The 15,736-nt window shown below is 43.4% G+C and carries 12 protein-coding genes; 11 read left to right on the forward strand and 1 reads right to left on the reverse strand.

Annotated features, from left to right (window positions below):
- Positions 1-88 precede the first annotated feature (88 nt).
- From FFM78_RS06285 to clpB, 4 genes are all read left to right on the forward strand, one after another.
- Positions 89-787 (forward strand): tRNA (adenine(22)-N(1))-methyltransferase, encoded by a 699-nt coding sequence (locus FFM78_RS06285; RefSeq protein WP_137637594.1) that lies wholly within the window; start codon positions 89-91, stop codon positions 785-787.
- On the forward strand, positions 780-1,904 hold the full coding sequence (locus FFM78_RS06290) for a Nif3-like dinuclear metal center hexameric protein (RefSeq protein WP_137637595.1): 1,125 nt from the start codon (positions 780-782) through the stop codon (positions 1,902-1,904). The genes FFM78_RS06285 and FFM78_RS06290 overlap by 8 nt, the downstream gene beginning before the upstream one ends.
- A 29-nt stretch (positions 1,905-1,933) precedes the next feature.
- Positions 1,934-3,172: a peptidase T gene (gene pepT / locus FFM78_RS06295; RefSeq protein ID WP_137637596.1), complete on the forward strand. Its 1,239-nt coding sequence runs from the start codon at positions 1,934-1,936 to the stop codon at positions 3,170-3,172.
- Between the two features lie 193 nt (positions 3,173-3,365).
- Entirely contained in the window at positions 3,366-5,966 is a 2,601-nt protein-coding gene (gene clpB / locus FFM78_RS06300) for an ATP-dependent chaperone ClpB (protein WP_137637597.1), read from the forward strand.
- 34 nt (positions 5,967-6,000) lie between these two features.
- On the opposite strand, the gene FFM78_RS06305 is transcribed toward clpB, so the two are convergent.
- Positions 6,001-6,183 carry a YjzD family protein gene (locus FFM78_RS06305; protein WP_137637598.1) on the reverse strand — a complete coding sequence of 61 codons (183 nt, stop codon included), beginning with the start codon at positions 6,181-6,183 and terminating at the stop codon, positions 6,001-6,003.
- Positions 6,184-6,388: 205 nt separating this feature from the next.
- Between FFM78_RS06305 and dnaE the strand changes: the two genes are divergently transcribed.
- The 7 genes from dnaE to xerD all read left to right on the forward strand — a co-directional run bounded on the left by dnaE (position 6,389) and on the right by xerD (position 15,653).
- Positions 6,389-9,733 (forward strand): DNA polymerase III subunit alpha, encoded by a 3,345-nt coding sequence (gene dnaE / locus FFM78_RS06310; protein WP_137637599.1) that lies wholly within the window; start codon positions 6,389-6,391, stop codon positions 9,731-9,733.
- A gap of 143 nt (positions 9,734-9,876) precedes the next feature.
- Positions 9,877-10,836: a 6-phosphofructokinase gene (pfkA, locus tag FFM78_RS06315; RefSeq protein ID WP_137637600.1), complete on the forward strand. Its 960-nt coding sequence runs from the start codon at positions 9,877-9,879 to the stop codon at positions 10,834-10,836.
- A gap of 61 nt (positions 10,837-10,897) precedes the next feature.
- Positions 10,898-12,658 carry a pyruvate kinase gene (gene pyk, locus FFM78_RS06320; RefSeq protein ID WP_137637601.1) on the forward strand — a complete coding sequence of 587 codons (1,761 nt, stop codon included), beginning with the start codon at positions 10,898-10,900 and terminating at the stop codon, positions 12,656-12,658.
- Positions 12,659-12,842: 184 nt separating this feature from the next.
- Positions 12,843-13,307 carry a DUF441 domain-containing protein gene (locus FFM78_RS06325; RefSeq protein WP_137637602.1) on the forward strand — a complete coding sequence of 155 codons (465 nt, stop codon included), beginning with the start codon at positions 12,843-12,845 and terminating at the stop codon, positions 13,305-13,307.
- Between the two features lie 36 nt (positions 13,308-13,343).
- Positions 13,344-14,222 carry a CvfB family protein gene (locus FFM78_RS06330; protein ID WP_137637603.1) on the forward strand — a complete coding sequence of 293 codons (879 nt, stop codon included), beginning with the start codon at positions 13,344-13,346 and terminating at the stop codon, positions 14,220-14,222.
- A 33-nt stretch (positions 14,223-14,255) separates the two neighbouring features.
- On the forward strand, positions 14,256-14,741 hold the full coding sequence (fur, locus tag FFM78_RS06335) for a ferric iron uptake transcriptional regulator (RefSeq protein ID WP_137637633.1): 486 nt from the start codon (positions 14,256-14,258) through the stop codon (positions 14,739-14,741).
- 24 nt (positions 14,742-14,765) lie between these two features.
- Positions 14,766-15,653, forward strand: coding sequence for a site-specific tyrosine recombinase XerD (xerD, locus tag FFM78_RS06340; RefSeq protein WP_137637634.1), 888 nt, complete (start codon positions 14,766-14,768; stop codon positions 15,651-15,653).
- Positions 15,654-15,736 lie beyond the last annotated feature (83 nt).

Here is a 15,736-nt window from a genome sequence, read left to right on the forward strand (position 1 = left end):
GTTGTTGATTAGCATAAAAGATTTTCAATATTTGGCCTGACTGTTACAATAGAAGTAACCTATTCTGTGGAGTAAAGGATGGAAGATTGTGAATAAAAATCATTTAACTAAGCGTTTAACGGCAGTGGCTAGCTATGTTCCCCAAGGTGCGCGTTTGGCCGATATTGGTTCGGATCACGCTATGATACCAATCAATTTAGTGGCCAACGGAAAAGTGGCCAGTGCAGTTGCCGGCGAAGTGATCATTGGCCCGTTTTCAAGAGCACAAACTGCGGTGGCTGCAGCAGGATTAACCACACAAATTCAAGTACGGTTAGCCGATGGTTTAACCGCAATTCAGGCCGGTGATCAAATTGACACAATCGTGATCGCCGGAATGGGTGGCAATTTGATTCGGGATATTTTGGCGCGGGGCAGCCAAAAGCTTAAAAACATTCAACGGTTAATTCTAGAGCCCAATGTCCAAGCAGATGTTGTTCGTACTTGGTTGGCCCAGCAACAATTTATGATTGTGGCCGAAACTATTTTACGGGAAGATCAGCATACTTATGAAATCATCGTGGCTGAACCAAGCTCACAGCCTGTGGTGTACACCGCTCAACAAATCAAGTTTGGTCCTTGTTTAGTACGAGCCAAAACCCCTATTTTTCATGCAAAATGGCAGCACCAATTATTGACTAATCAGCGGATATTGGCGAATCTAACGCAAGCTCAGCAGCCACAACCGGCTAAAATTAGTGCCTTAAAAACGGAAAATCAGCAGATCATGGAGGTATTGAATGGTTAAAGTTAAGGATTTCATTCAGAAATTTGAACAATTTGCACCGCGGTATTTAGCCGAACCAGGTGATCCAACTGGGATGCAGCTAGGGTCGATCGAACAGCCAGTGCACCGGGTATTGGTTACTTTGGACGTGCGTCCGGAGGTGGTCGAAGAAGCAATTGCCCAAAAAGTCGATTTTATTTTTGCACACCACCCAGTGGTTTTCCACCCCGCTAAAAATTTGGTTACTGATGATCCGCAAAATGCGATGTACGCCAAATTATTAAGCCATCAGATCGCTGTTTATGCCGCGCATACAAATTTGGATAATGCTAATGGTGGCATGAATGACTGGCTGGCCCAACAACTACGTTTGCAGCATGTACAAATTTTGCGGCCTAGTTATCAACGTAAGATCAAAAAATTGGCAACCTATGTTCCCGAAGCTAATGCAGCGGCGTTGCGACAAGCATTGGCTGCAGCCGGTGCTGGACAACTAGGCGATTATTCGGCGGCAAGTTTCAGCCATCCCGGTACTGGTCGTTTTACTCCAGCCGCAGGGGCACATCCATTTATTGGGCAGGTTGGACAAGCTGAAGCAGTGGCTGAAGTTAAAGTGGAAGTCGTTTTTTCAGAGGAATTGACGGATAAGGTTCTGGCAGCCTTATTGGCGGCTCATCCTTACGAAGAGCCGGCCTATGATCTGTTAACTTTGGATAATACTGGTGGTGAACAATTTGGCCTAGGTCGCATCGGTGAGCCGGAGCGAACCATGACAATTCGACAATTTGCAGAATTCACGAATCAGGCTTTTGGATTGCAGGGTTTACGTTTGATAACACACCATCCGGATGAATTGGTGAAGCGGGTGGCAGTGATCGGTGGTGACGGCGGTAAGTTCTATCCTTATGTTTTACAGCAACAGGCGAATGTTTTTGTGACTGGTGATGTTTACTATCACACGGCTCACGATATGTTGGCCGCTAATTTATCGGCAATCGATCCTGGCCATCACGTTGAAAGCATTGTTAAAGCTAAGGCAGTACCGTTGTTTCAACAATGGGCGCAGGCCGCCGGTTGGAACGATGTGACTTTTCATGCGTCAAAAATAAATACCGATCCGTTTACTTTTATTCATTAAAACTAAATTTTGAGTTGGAGGAAAAATAAATGGCAACTTATACAACCCTAATTCCCCGTTTCTTACGTTACGTCAAGGTAAATACACGTTCAGACCCAGCGGCAACAACGATCCCTTCGACGCCGAGTTTGACGGCTTTTGCTCATGAGCTAGCTGCAGAAATGCGCACGATTGGCTTACAAAATGTTCATTACCTTAAGCAAAGTGGTTATGTGATCGGTACTTTACCTAGTAACCTAGATCATACGGTACCGGTGATCGGGTTTTTAGCCCATTTTGATACAGCTGATTTCAACGCTGAAGGTGTGAACCCGCAAATTGTTAAGAATTATGATGGTCATTCACCGATTCAATTGGATACTGCTGGTAAGTATACCTTGAATACTGACGACTTTCCTTTCTTGGCCAATTACACTGGGCATACTTTGATCACCACGGATGGTAGTACTTTATTAGGTGGTGATGATAAGGCTGGTGTCAGCGAGATTATGACGGCTATGGAATATTTAGGCCAACATCCGGAAATCAAACACGGTGAATTACGAGTTGGTTTTGGCCCTGATGAAGAAATTGGTACCGGTGCGGATCATTTTGATGTAGCGGATTTTAATGCTGCGTTTGCGTATACAGTTGATGGCGGTTCCGCTGGACAATTAGAATACGAAACTTTTAATGCCGCTGAAATGAAGGTCCATATTCAAGGCAAAAATGTGCATACTGCAACGGCCAAAGGGGTAATGATCAACGCCTTACAGTTGGCTGTCGATTTTCAAAACGGCTTACCGCAAGCTGAAGTTCCCGAGAAAACGGCTGGCCTACAAGGCTTTTTTCACCTTTATCAATTAACTGGAACGGTAGAAGAAGCGGATATGACTTATATTATTCGTGATTTTGAGCGCGCTGGCCTCGCAGCACGTAAGGCGCAGGCGCAGGCAGTTGCTGATCAGTTGAATCAACAATTTGCTGCAGAACGGGTCAGCTTAGATATTTTTGATCAGTATTACAACATGATTGAAATTTTGAGAAAAGATATGACCAGTGTTGAGTTAGCAAAAACGGCGCTGGAGAATTTAGCGATCAAGCCGATCATCGCGCCTGTTCGGGGTGGAACGGATGGATCAAAAATCTCGTTTATGGGGTTACCAACGCCTAATTTATTTGCTGGTCCGGAAAATATGCACGGCCGTTACGAATTTATTTCGGAACAAGTGATGACCCAAGCAGTTAATGTTATTCTGGAAATCTCCCGCCTAAATAGTCAAAAATAATTCGGTCTGCAGTCGGAGTTAGTAGCATGTAAAAGTGTGGTAGGGTAAGGTATCAAGCATTTAGTCAAAGATAGTCAAATTAGTTGTTTTGAACACCTGTTCGTGCTATCATTTAACTATTGATAATTAAAGGATAGGTCGGCGGTGTAGTGCTGCCGATTTTTTCATTGTTACTTTACAGGGAGGTTATACTTTGAATCCAGAAAAATTAACCCAAGCAGTTCAGGATGCTTTAGCAGAGGCACAACAAATTGCGGTGACCCGAAAACATCAAGAAATTGATGTTGTGCATTTGTTTAAATTTTTAATCCAGCCGGGTCAATTAGGTCGTAAGATTTATGAAAAGACTGGTGTTGATCTTGCCCAATTTGAAACGCGGATCGACCAGTTATTAGACGAGATCCCTGCAGTTGAAGGCAACGTGCAATACGGGCAAAATATGAGCCAGAATTTATATAAGGTTTTACAGGCCGCGGATCAAGTACGGGCCAGTTTTGAGGATGATTTCATTGCTACAGAAAGTGTTATCTTGGCGTTAATGACGCTAAAGTATCACCCGTTGACCCAGTTTTTAACGCAGGCTGGGATCACAGCGGCAAAACTACAAGCAACGATCACGGAAATGCGTGCCGGTGAACGCGTCACTTCAAAAAATCAAGAAGAACAATATCAGGCTTTAGAAAAATATGGGAGCGATTTAGTTAAGGCCGTCCGGACCGGCGATCAAGATCCAATCATTGGCCGGGATGAAGAAATTCGCAATGTGATCCGCGTTTTATCGCGTAAAACTAAGAACAATCCGGTTTTGATCGGTGAGCCTGGCGTGGGCAAAACGGCGATCGTTGAAGGTCTTGCACAACGGATCGTCAATAAAGACGTACCTGATAATTTAAAAGATAAAACAATTTTTAGCTTAGATATGGGCGCTTTAATTGCGGGTGCAAAGTACCGTGGTGAATTTGAAGAGCGTTTGAAAGGTGTTTTGAAGGCGGTCAAAAAAAGTGATGGTCAGATCATTCTTTTTATTGATGAGATTCATAACATTGTTGGTGCAGGTAAAACCGAAGGTAGTATGGATGCAGGTAATTTACTAAAACCGATGTTGGCGCGCGGTGAACTGCATTTGATTGGAGCTACAACATTAGACGAATACCGACAGTATATGGAAAAAGACAAAGCCCTTGAACGGCGTTTTCAACGAATTTTGATTCAAGAGCCAACGGTGGCGGATACAATCAGCATTTTACGGGGACTTAAAGAACGTTTTGAAATTTTTCATGGTGTGCGCATTCATGATAACGCCCTAGTTGCGGCGGCAACCTTATCAGACCGCTACATTACCGATCGTTTTTTACCGGATAAAGCAATTGATCTTGTCGATGAGGCCAGTGCTAATATTAATGTGGAGATGAATTCACAACCCACTGAATTAGACCAGGTTACCCGGCGATTAATGCAAATGGAAATCGAAGAGGCGGCCTTAAAGAAAGAAACTGATACGGCTTCAAAAAAACGTTTAGCGGACTTACAAGGTGAATTGAGTAATTTGCGTGAAGAGGCCAATAATTTAAAGATGCAGTGGGAAGCAGAAAAAGAAGATATCACGGCGGTCAATACTAAAAAGTCGGAACTTGATAAAGCCAAGCGCGCCTTACAAGATGCTCAAGGCCAATATGACTTGGAAACTGCGGCCCGCTTACAACACGGTACGATTCCGGAATTGGAAAAACAATTGGCTGATTTAGAACAACAAGATCGACCGGAAGATTGGCTTGTCCAAGAGTCAGTTACTGATGAAGAGATTGCGGCGGTGGTCAGCCGTGAGACTGGCATTCCCGTGGCAAAACTAGTACAAGGAGAACGCCAAAAATTACTGCATTTAGGGGATAGCCTACATCAACGGGTAGTCGGTCAAAATCAGGCGGTCACTGCCGTCACCGATGCGGTGCTCCGCTCGCGCGCCGGCCTGCAAGATCCCAATCGGCCGTTAGGATCATTTTTATTTTTAGGACCTACCGGAGTTGGTAAAACAGAATTGGCTAAAGCTTTGGCGGAAAATTTATTTGATTCTGAGTCCCACATGGTGCGAATTGATATGAGTGAATACATGGAAAAGGCTTCGGTTTCACGTTTAGTTGGTGCTGCTCCTGGCTATGTTGGGTACGAAGAGGGCGGCCAGTTGACGGAAGCCGTGCGGCGGAATCCTTATTCAATCGTCTTACTCGATGAAGTGGAAAAAGCACATTCGGATGTGTTCAATATTTTACTACAAGTATTAGATGATGGTCGGCTAACTGATGGTCAAGGGCGAACCGTTGATTTTAAAAATACGATCATTATTATGACTTCTAATCTAGGCTCAGAGATCTTGCTGAATGGAGTGGATTCACAAGGCCAATTGACTGCTGCCAGTCAAACGCAGGTACAACAGTTGATTCAAACTAAGTTTAAACCAGAATTTCTTAACCGGATCGATGATATTATTATGTTTACGCCGTTGAGCCTAAGTGATGTGCAAACCATCGTCGTTAAGTTATTACAACAGCTTAGTCAGCGGTTAAACGCACAAGAATTAACTTTGACTATTTCTGATAGTGCCAAGAAATGGATCGCTGATCAAGGCTACGATCCGGCCTTCGGGGCACGGCCGCTGCGGCGTTTTATTACCCGTGAGGTGGAAACTCCGCTGGCCAAGGAAATTATTGCTGGCCGGGTTGCGCCTCACACAACCATTAATATCAATTTAATCAATGGGCAATTAGTTTTTGAAAATAAAGTTATTGCAGAAAAATAAACAGCAAAAAAGACCGGCAATGAGCCGGCCTTTTTTATTTACTTGTTGCTGATTTCGTATCCATAATATGTGGTAAAATACAAACGATCAATCCGAAAATTGCCGAGATGATTGCCACAGTTACTGGACTATAGGTCAATGAAGTCACGGCAGCACCAATATAACCAACTAATTGACCAAGGATCACAGCCCAAAGCACGACGATAATTTCTTTCATGTCGCCACCTCTTTCTACCTTGATGATTTTAGCATAATTTACGGCTAAGTTAAAGGATTGAATCAACAATGACTTAGCCGCCGTGCCAATGCTGAAATTAATAAAAATGATATTCGCTGAGACGCTAATAAAACTTGGGCAAGCAATTAGGGGAACCTGTTGGCGTTTGTTATAATTAAAGGGAAGACAGAAAGGACGTGGCGAGTTGACCTTTGTTCAATTACAAGTAAAAAGTGCCTATAGTTTACTTGAAAGTTCGTTGACGATCGCCGAGTTAGTCAAAGGTGCGCAGGAGCGGGGTTATACCGCGTTGGCCTTAACTGATTTTCAATCATTATCAGCCAGTATCGACTTCTATAATGCTTGTCAAGCGGCGACAATTAAGCCAATTTTAGGATTGACGATTGCCCCCCAAGGATTATTGGCGACTGAGCAAGTGGCTCCGCTATTAGTGTATGCCCTTGATCAGGCCGGTTATCAGGCTTTATTAAAATTATCAACGCATTTAATGACAAGTACAACACCAGTGTCGTTAAATGAATTACGGCCATATTTACAGGCTTTGGCGGTGATCACACCGGCGTATGCGGCCGAACTTCCTGAATTGTTGGCTGCCAGTGACTTGACCCAAGCACAACAGTACATTCAACAATTGCAAGCTTTACAACCGGCACAACTTTATTTAGGCGTTAGCTTACAGCCAGAAGGACAACCTTATATTCCGGCGTTAAAGACGGTCAGTCAGCAAAGTAATGTACCGCTGATTGCCTTAGAGGATGTACGTTACCTAGATGCACAGGATGCTTTTAGCGTTACCGTGTTACAGCACATTAAGGCGGGCACAACACTTGCAGCGGATACGCCTCAAGCAGATGGGACCCATTATTTAATGCCTGCCAGCTCTGTGGCTGAGCGTTATCGTGCTAACGGCTTAACGGCAGCAGTAACGGCAACAACAACGTTGGCAGCAGGCAGCCAGTTGACCATTAAGTTGCACAATAATTTACTACCTAAATTTCCCGTACCAACTGAGCAATCAAGTCACGCTTTTTTGCGGCAGGTGGCCCAGCAAGGATTGCAGCAGCGTTTTACAGCGGGGACGATCCCGCCTGCTTATCAACAGCGGTTAGATTATGAATTAGGCGTGATCCAAAAAATGGGCTTTGATGATTACTTTCTAATTATTTGGGATGTGATGCAGTACGCCCACCGAGTCAATATTTTAACCGGGCCGGGGCGTGGTTCGGCCGCTGGGGCCTTAGTTGCTTATGCTTTAGCAATCACTGAAGTTGACCCCCTGCAGTACAATTTGTTATTTGAACGTTTTTTAAATCCAGAACGGCACAATATGCCGGATATTGATCTGGATATTCCGGATAATAAACGGGAACAGTTGTTACAGTATGTCCATCAAAAATACGGGCAGCAACATATGGCGCAAATCATCACTTTTGGGACGTTAGCGGCTAAGCAGGCGTTACGGGATGTTGGTCGGGTGTTGGGTTTGACTCAATTTGAGCTGGCCGATTGGTCCAAAGCAATTCCCAATGTGTTACACATTGATCTAAAAACTGCTTATCAGCAATCACTACGTTTACGTAATTTAGTCAGCGATAGCTCGCGGAATCAATTATTATATACAACCGCTTGTAAGTTAGAAGGCTTACCCCGGCATTATTCGACACATGCGGCGGGGATCGTACTTAGTGATCAGGATCTAACTGATTATGTACCGTTACAAACTGGCAGCGAAGGGATCCTGCTGACCCAATTTCCGATGGGTAACGTTGAAGCTTTAGGTTTGTTGAAAATGGACTTTTTAGGTTTGCGTAACTTAAGCATTTTGGCTAACGCGTTGAATTTAATTAAGCAACAAACTGGTAAAGTGTTACCCATCGCGCAAGTTCCGTTAAACGACACGGCAACGATTGCGTTGTTTCAACAGGGAGATACCGATGGCGTTTTTCAGTTTGAATCAGCGGGAATCAAAAACGTGCTAAGAGAATTACACCCGACTGGTTTTGAGGATATTGTGGCGGTCAATGCGTTATACCGACCAGGACCAATGGCGAATATTCCCACTTTTATTAAGCGCAAGCATGAGCAAAAAGAACCTGACTATCCGGATTCACGAGTTGCTGCTATTTTGGCGCCGACTTATGGAGTATTAGTTTATCAGGAACAAGTTATGCAAGTTGCGGCCGTCATGGGTGGCTTTAGCTTAGGTGAAGCCGATAGTTTACGCCGAGCTATGAGTAAAAAGAAAAAAGCGGTGATCGACGCGAAGCGCAGCGAGTTTGTTACCGGGGCACAAAACCGCGGGTACGCGCAAGATGTTGCGACGCAAATGTATGATTACATTGAGCGCTTTGCAGATTATGGCTTTAATCGTTCCCATGCAGTGGCTTATAGTATGGTGGCTTTTCAATTAGCTTATTTAAAGGCCCATTATCCGGCTGCTTTTTTTGCGGCATTACTAAATTCAGTGATCGGTAATCCCACTAAAACCAAAAGTTATTTGGCGGAGGCCAAAAAACGGCATTTAACGATTTTACCGCCGGCCATCAATCAAAGTCAGTTGACTTATACTGTCCAACGGACGAATAAAATTATTTTTGGGTTGTTATGTATCAAGGGTTTACGCCGCCAATTTGTCGTTGATTTATTAACTGAGCGGCGAAATAATGGTCGCTTTACTTCATTGGAACAATTTCTACAGCGCCTGGCACAACTCAACGCTAAATGGCTTAGTATGAGTTATTTAGAACCATTGATCTATAGTGACGCTTTTCATGAGTTTAATCCCAATCGTGGTGCTTTACTAAAGCGTGTGCCGCAGTTGATCGCCAATACGGCGTTTAGCGGGCAAAGTGAGTTGTTAGCCGAAGAGTTGGCTTTGAAGGAAGAGGCAGTTCCTGATTTAACCTTAGCAGAAAAGTTAGATCAAGAAGAAACTTATTTAGGCGCCTATCTTTCCGGCCATCCAGTGGAAAAATACGCTAATTTACAATGGTTGAAACCGACTGTGAATGTCAGTGAATTGGTGATCGGTAAGCGGCAGGCCGTTTTGCTATTCGTTAAGCGGATCAAGGTGATTCGGACTAAACGTGGTGAGCAAATGGCTTTTATCACGGCCAATGATCCTACGGCAGAGTTAGATGTGACGGTTTTTCCGCGATTATATCGGCAAATCAGTCAGTGGTTGGAAAAAGGTCAGGTTATTTATGTAGCCGGTAAGGCCGATGAGCAGCGGGGAGCACTGCAATTAGTCGCCGAACAAGTTCAGGCAGCCAGTGTGCTGGCTAAGCAATTGCCGCAAAAAATGCTTTTTCTACGGTTAACGGAAGAATTAACGACTGCTGTTCAAAAATTGTTGCAACAAAATAAGGGGCAAACGCCGGTATTGTTATTTTACCCAGCAACTAAGCGTAAATTATTGTTGCATCAAGCTTATTGGATTGATCTGACGAGTGAGGTGGTTGACCGCTTAAAGACCGTTTTAGGAGCAGACAATGTGGTGGTGAAAGCGCAATCCTTGCCAGCACTGTGATTGAAAACGATTTAAAGTTAATTTGTGATGAAAATTTCAAAGATAAAGCAGACATATTTTCTGAAAAGTGGTATGATATTGTCTGGGTTTGAGTACAAGTGTTTGTGCTTTAACAACTTAATCAAAATGCCTGAGGTGAAGAAATGAAACGCATTGGGATTTTAACCAGTGGTGGCGATGCGCCGGGTATGAACGCGGCAATTCGTGCAGTCACTCGGAAAGCAATCCACGAAGGATTAGAAGTATACGGAATTAACTATGGTTATGCTGGCTTAGTTGCCGGGGATATCTTCAAAATGGATGAATCCTCAGTTGGTGACAAGATTCAGCGTGGTGGGACGTTCTTGTATTCAGCTAGATATCCAGAATTTGCTCAAGTTGAGGGTCAATTAAAAGGTATTGAACAATTAAACAAGTTTGGTATTGAGGCGTTAGTCGTTATCGGTGGTGATGGTTCTTATCATGGTGCTTTACGTTTGACTGAACATGGTTATAACGCAATCGGTTTGCCAGGAACGATTGACAACGATATCCCTTACACTGATTTTACCATCGGCTTTGATACTGCGGTTAATACCGTATTGGAATCAGTCGATCGTATTCGTGATACAGCAACTAGTCATGAACGGACTTTTGTCATTGAAGTAATGGGTCGCGGTGCCGGTGATATCGCCTTATGGTCGGGTGTTGCTGGTGGTGCGGAAGCAATTATTGTTCCCGAAAAGGAATTTGATATGCAGGCCATTGCGGATAAAATTCGTGCCGGTCGTAATCGTGGTAAGAAACACAGCTTGATCATTTTAGCCGAAGGCGTGATGCACGCTGATGAATTTGCGGATGAATTAGCTAAGTTTGGCGATTTCCATACACGGGTTACTGTATTAGGTCACGTTCAACGTGGTGGTTCACCGACTGCTCGGGATCGGGTCATGGCTTCACAAATGGGTGCCTATGCAGTTGACTTACTATTACAAGGTAAGGGTGGCTTAGCAGTTGGTGTCGAAAATAACAAGATCGTGTCGCATGACATTTTAGACTTGTTTGATTCCAAGCATCATGCCGAATTATCATTGTTTGATTTAAACAGTAATATTTCGTATTAATTCAAGGTAAAAATGACGTTAATGTCTTTTTATAAAAAATTCCAAGGGAGAGATTCTACCTATGAAGAAAACCAAGATCGTAAGTACACTTGGTCCTGCTAGTTCCGATAAAGCAACAATTAAGAAATTGATCGAAGCTGGTGCTAACGTATTCCGTTTCAACTTCTCACATGGTGACCATGCTGAACATGATGATCGGATGCAACAAGCACGTGATGCAGTTAAAGAAACTGGTAAAATGATCGGCTTTATGCTGGACACTAAAGGTGCTGAAATCCGCACTACAGTTGAAAAAGAAGGCAAAATTGCGTTCAAAACCGGTGATGTAACACGTATTTCAATGGATGAATCTATTGAAGGGACTAAGGATAAGATTGCGGTTACTTATCCAGGTTTATACGATGATGTTCAGGTTGGCGGGCATGTCTTATTTGATGATGGCTTGATCGACATGAAGATCACTGAAAAAGACGAAGCTAACAAGGAACTTGTCGTTGAAGTTGAAAACGACGGCTTACTTGGCTCCCGTAAAGGTGTTAACGCACCTGGTGTTTCAATCAACTTGCCTGGTATTACTGAAAAGGATGCCTCTGATATCCGCTTTGGTTTAGACCATGACATTGACTACATTGCTGCAAGCTTTGTTCGTAAAGCACAAGATGTTTTAGATATTCGCGAATTATTAGAAGAAAAACATATGGAACACGTCCAAATCTTCCCTAAGATCGAATCCCAAGAAGGCATTGATAACATCAGCGAGATCTTAAAGGTTTCTGATGGTTTGATGGTTGCTCGTGGTGATATGGGTGTTGAAATTCCAGTTGAAAATGTTCCAATTATCCAAAAACGTTTGATCAAGATGTGCAACGTTTTAGGCAAACCCGTTATTACCGCAACACAAATGTTAGATTCAATGCAAGAAAACCCACGGCCTACTCGTGCCGAAGCGACTGACGTTGCCAACGCCATCTTTGATGGTACTGACGCAACGATGCTTTCTGGCGAAAGTGCTAATGGTAAGTACCCAGTTGAATCTGTTGCGACAATGGCTAAAATCGCTGAACGCGCTGAAAAGTCAATGGTCGATGCTGATTCATTTGCTTTGAAGGAATTCAGTAAAACGGATGTCACTGAAGCAATTGGTCAATCCGTTGCCCACACTGCACGTAACTTAGGTATCCGTACGATTGTTGCTGCGACTGAATCTGGCTTCACTGCCCGGATGATCTCCAAGTATCGGCCTAAGTCAGATATCTTGGCCATTACGTTTGACGAACGCACTCGTCGCGGCTTAGCCGTTAACTGGGGTGTTCAACCAATCGTAACCGACAAGCCTGCATCAACTGATGACATGTTCAACTTGGCTTCACAAAAAGCCCAAGATTTGGGCTTCGCTAAAGAAGGCGACTTGATCTTGATCACTGCCGGTGTACCAGTTGGCGAACGTGGGACAACTAACGTTATGAAGATTCAATTGATCGGCTCAAAATTAGTTGAAGGCCAAGGTGTTGGCGATCAAACCGTTATTGGTAAGACTGTTATCGCGACTTCAGCTGCTGAAGCTAATCAAAAAGCTGTTGAAGGTGGAATCTTAGTTGTTAAGACAACTGATAAAGATTACTTACCAGCAATTGAAAAATCAAGCGCATTGATCGTTGAAGCTGGTGGCTTGACTAGCCATGCGGCCGTTGTGGGTATTGCAATGGGTATCCCAGTTGTCGTTGGTGCAACTGACGCAACTTCATTGATTGCTGACGACGAAGTGATCACCGTTGATTCTCGTCGTGGGATCATCTACCGTGGTGCTTCTAACGCAATGTAATTTTTGAATTAAAGCCGTCGTGTTTGACACGATGGCTTTTTTTTGTGCTATGATTAATCTGAGAATGGCTAAGTTTGGCAAAATGGTCGCAAAAAATGTATTTAGATTTTACAGCTTTGCAGGCGATTTTGGCTTGGTAATTAACAGTGATCAGTGATTTTAATTTCAGTATTAGGGAGGACCCATGGAAAGTTGGTTATTTTTAGCGATTATTTTGCTAGTCGCTTTTTTAGGTAAAAATCAATCGTTGGTGATTGCGGCGGTGGTTGTTTTAGCATTAAAATTGATTCCCCACACACAAAAACTGTTAACCACGATCCAAGCTAAAGGTATTAATTGGGGCGTCACGGTAATTTCAGTGGCAATTTTGGTCCCGATTGCTACGGGTCAGATCGGGTTTAAGGATCTGTTTAATGCCTTTAAATCGCCGGTCGGGTTTATCGCTGTGGCCTGTGGTATTTTAGTGGCAATTTTATCCAGTAAAGGGGTCGGTTTACTCGCACAAAGTCCGGAGATCACCGTTGCCTTAGTCTTTGGAACGATCATGGGTGTAGTTTTGTTTAAAGGTATTGCGGCTGGTCCGGTGATCGCTTCAGGGATGACCTTTGTGATTATTCAAGTAATGCAATCTTTATCATTGATCAAATAAATTGATTAAATTTTATATTTTAAGAATGGAGTTATTATGACAGCAAAACAGGCAATTGGCCAAAAGATTTCGGTGACCATCACCGACGAAAATCAAGATTATTATTTTGCACAGCGAGAAGGTTTTACTTACCGGATCGCCAAAAGTGAATTGGAAAAAATTCATAAGGTGACCGACGCAATCACCGGTTTTGCCTATGAAAATGAAGATCACGACCTACAGCTCACCACTAAGATTCCCCGAGTACAAATTGGGCGCTTCGACTTTGCTCCGGTTGTTGCCGTGCGTCATGATCTCGGTGTTTTCGTTGATATCGGTCTACCTAATAAAGACGTGGTCGTTTCCTTAGACGAGCTCCCAACTATGAAACAACTTTGGCCGGCGCGAGGTGATTATTTATTAGTCAGTCTGGAAGTTGACGATAAGGAGCGTTTATGGGGACGGCTTGCTGATGAAGAACGATTCCAGCATATGGCCCAAAAGGCAGCACCTTCATTAAAAAATGCCAATATTAACGGTACTGTCTATCGTTTAAAAGTGGTTGGCAGCTATGTTTTTACTGCGGAACATTATTTAGGGTTTATCCATCCTAGTGAACGTGATGCTGAGCCACGCTTAGGCCAACACGTTAAGGCACGCGTCATCGGGGTACGGCCAGATGGGATTTTAAATTTATCTTTACGGCCCCGCGCCTATGAAGCAATTGGGGATGATGCGCAAATGATCTTAGCAGTTTTACAACATCAACCTGGTCAGAAAATGCCTTATACGGATAAAAGCAGTCCGGATGCGATCAAACAGTATTTTGGTATTAGTAAGGGTCAATTTAAGCGGGCGTTAGGTCATTTGATGAAGGCTGGCGTGGTCAAGCAGGTTGCTGGCGAAACAATTTTAGTGGCGCAGATTGAACAGTAAATAATTGATGTGAGTAAAAGTGAGGGGATCTACATGGTCGATCAGGCATACGTTAAAAAGATTAAAGCGCAATTGCATCAAGCGGGTTTTAAACTAACACCTCAACGGGAAGCAACGGTCGTTTCCTTATTACAAAATGAGACAGGTCATTTAAGTGCTGAAGAAGTTTACTTATTAGTTAAAAAATCGACGCCGGATATTGGTTTAGCGACCGTTTATCGGACTTTAGAAATTTTAACTGATTTAAGGATCGTTAATAAGGTTAGTTTTACCGATGGTTTGATTCGGTATGACCTGCGCCGTGAAGGACCACAACATCACTTTCATCACCATTTGCAATGTGTTCAATGTGGAAAGATCGAAGAAGTACATGAGGATCTACTACATGATGTTGAACGTTTAGTTGAACAACAGTATCACTTTCAAGTTCAGGATCATAAGCTGACTTTTCAAGGATTATGTGCTGATTGCCAGCGGCGTAATCGTGAGGCTAAGGCTGCTAAAACAAAGAAGCAATAAGCGAGTTGACGTATATTGGATGTTATGACCAATCAAATGGCCGATTTTAAGCGCTATTTATTAGTAGAAAAAGGCCTAGCCCAAAACACGGTTAGCAGTTATACCCGTGATTTAACTAAATTTAGTTCATATTTACAGCAACAAAAGTTAACTGATTTTGATCAGGATCGTTTTGTGATCCTTAATTTTTTGGCAACATTGAAACAACAAAAAATGGCCAATAATAGTGTGATTCGAATGGTTTCCAGCCTACGTAAATTTTATCGGTATTTAGTGGAAACTGAACAGTTGACCATTGATCCAATGCAGCAGGTGGATTCACCTAAAAAACAGCAGCACCTCCCACAGGTACTGTCCCAAGCAGAGATCACACGGTTGTTGGCTGTACCGGATACGACCAACGCCATTGGCATTCGCGATCGCGCAATTCTCGAAGTACTTTATGCCACTGGCTTACGTGTCAGCGAATTGACCCATTTGAAAATGGCTGAATTGCATTTAAGCTTAGGCTTGATCCAAACCTTGGGTAAAGGCGATAAGGAACGCTTGATTCCAATCGGCGATGTTGCTATTGACTGGATCCAACGCTATTTAGAAACTAGCCGGCCTAGTTTTTTGAAACCAGGGCAAACGGAACCGATACTGTTTGTTAATCATTACGGCCGTCCTTTCACGCGCCAAGGCATTTGGAAGAATCTTAAGAAAATGGTTCAGGTAGCAGGTATCAATAAAGATATTACCCCGCATACACTGCGCCATTCTTTTGCGACGCATTTATTAGAAAATGGGGCTGATCTGCGGGTCGTTCAAGAATTATTAGGTCACGCTGATATTTCCACCACCCAGATCTATACACATGTTAGCCAAAAGCATCTCCGTGAGGTCTACAATCGCTACCATCCGCGTGCTTGACATTAAACTCATTTTTTGTAAGTCGTGCTAGCTAACATGAGAGTGGTATTGTACCGGGAATATTGTTATGATAGGATAGCTAT

Origin of the sequence: Loigolactobacillus binensis (genome assembly GCF_005405165.1) — a bacterium.
In the GTDB taxonomy this organism is placed as follows: Bacteria; Bacillota; Bacilli; order Lactobacillales; family Lactobacillaceae; genus Loigolactobacillus; species Loigolactobacillus binensis.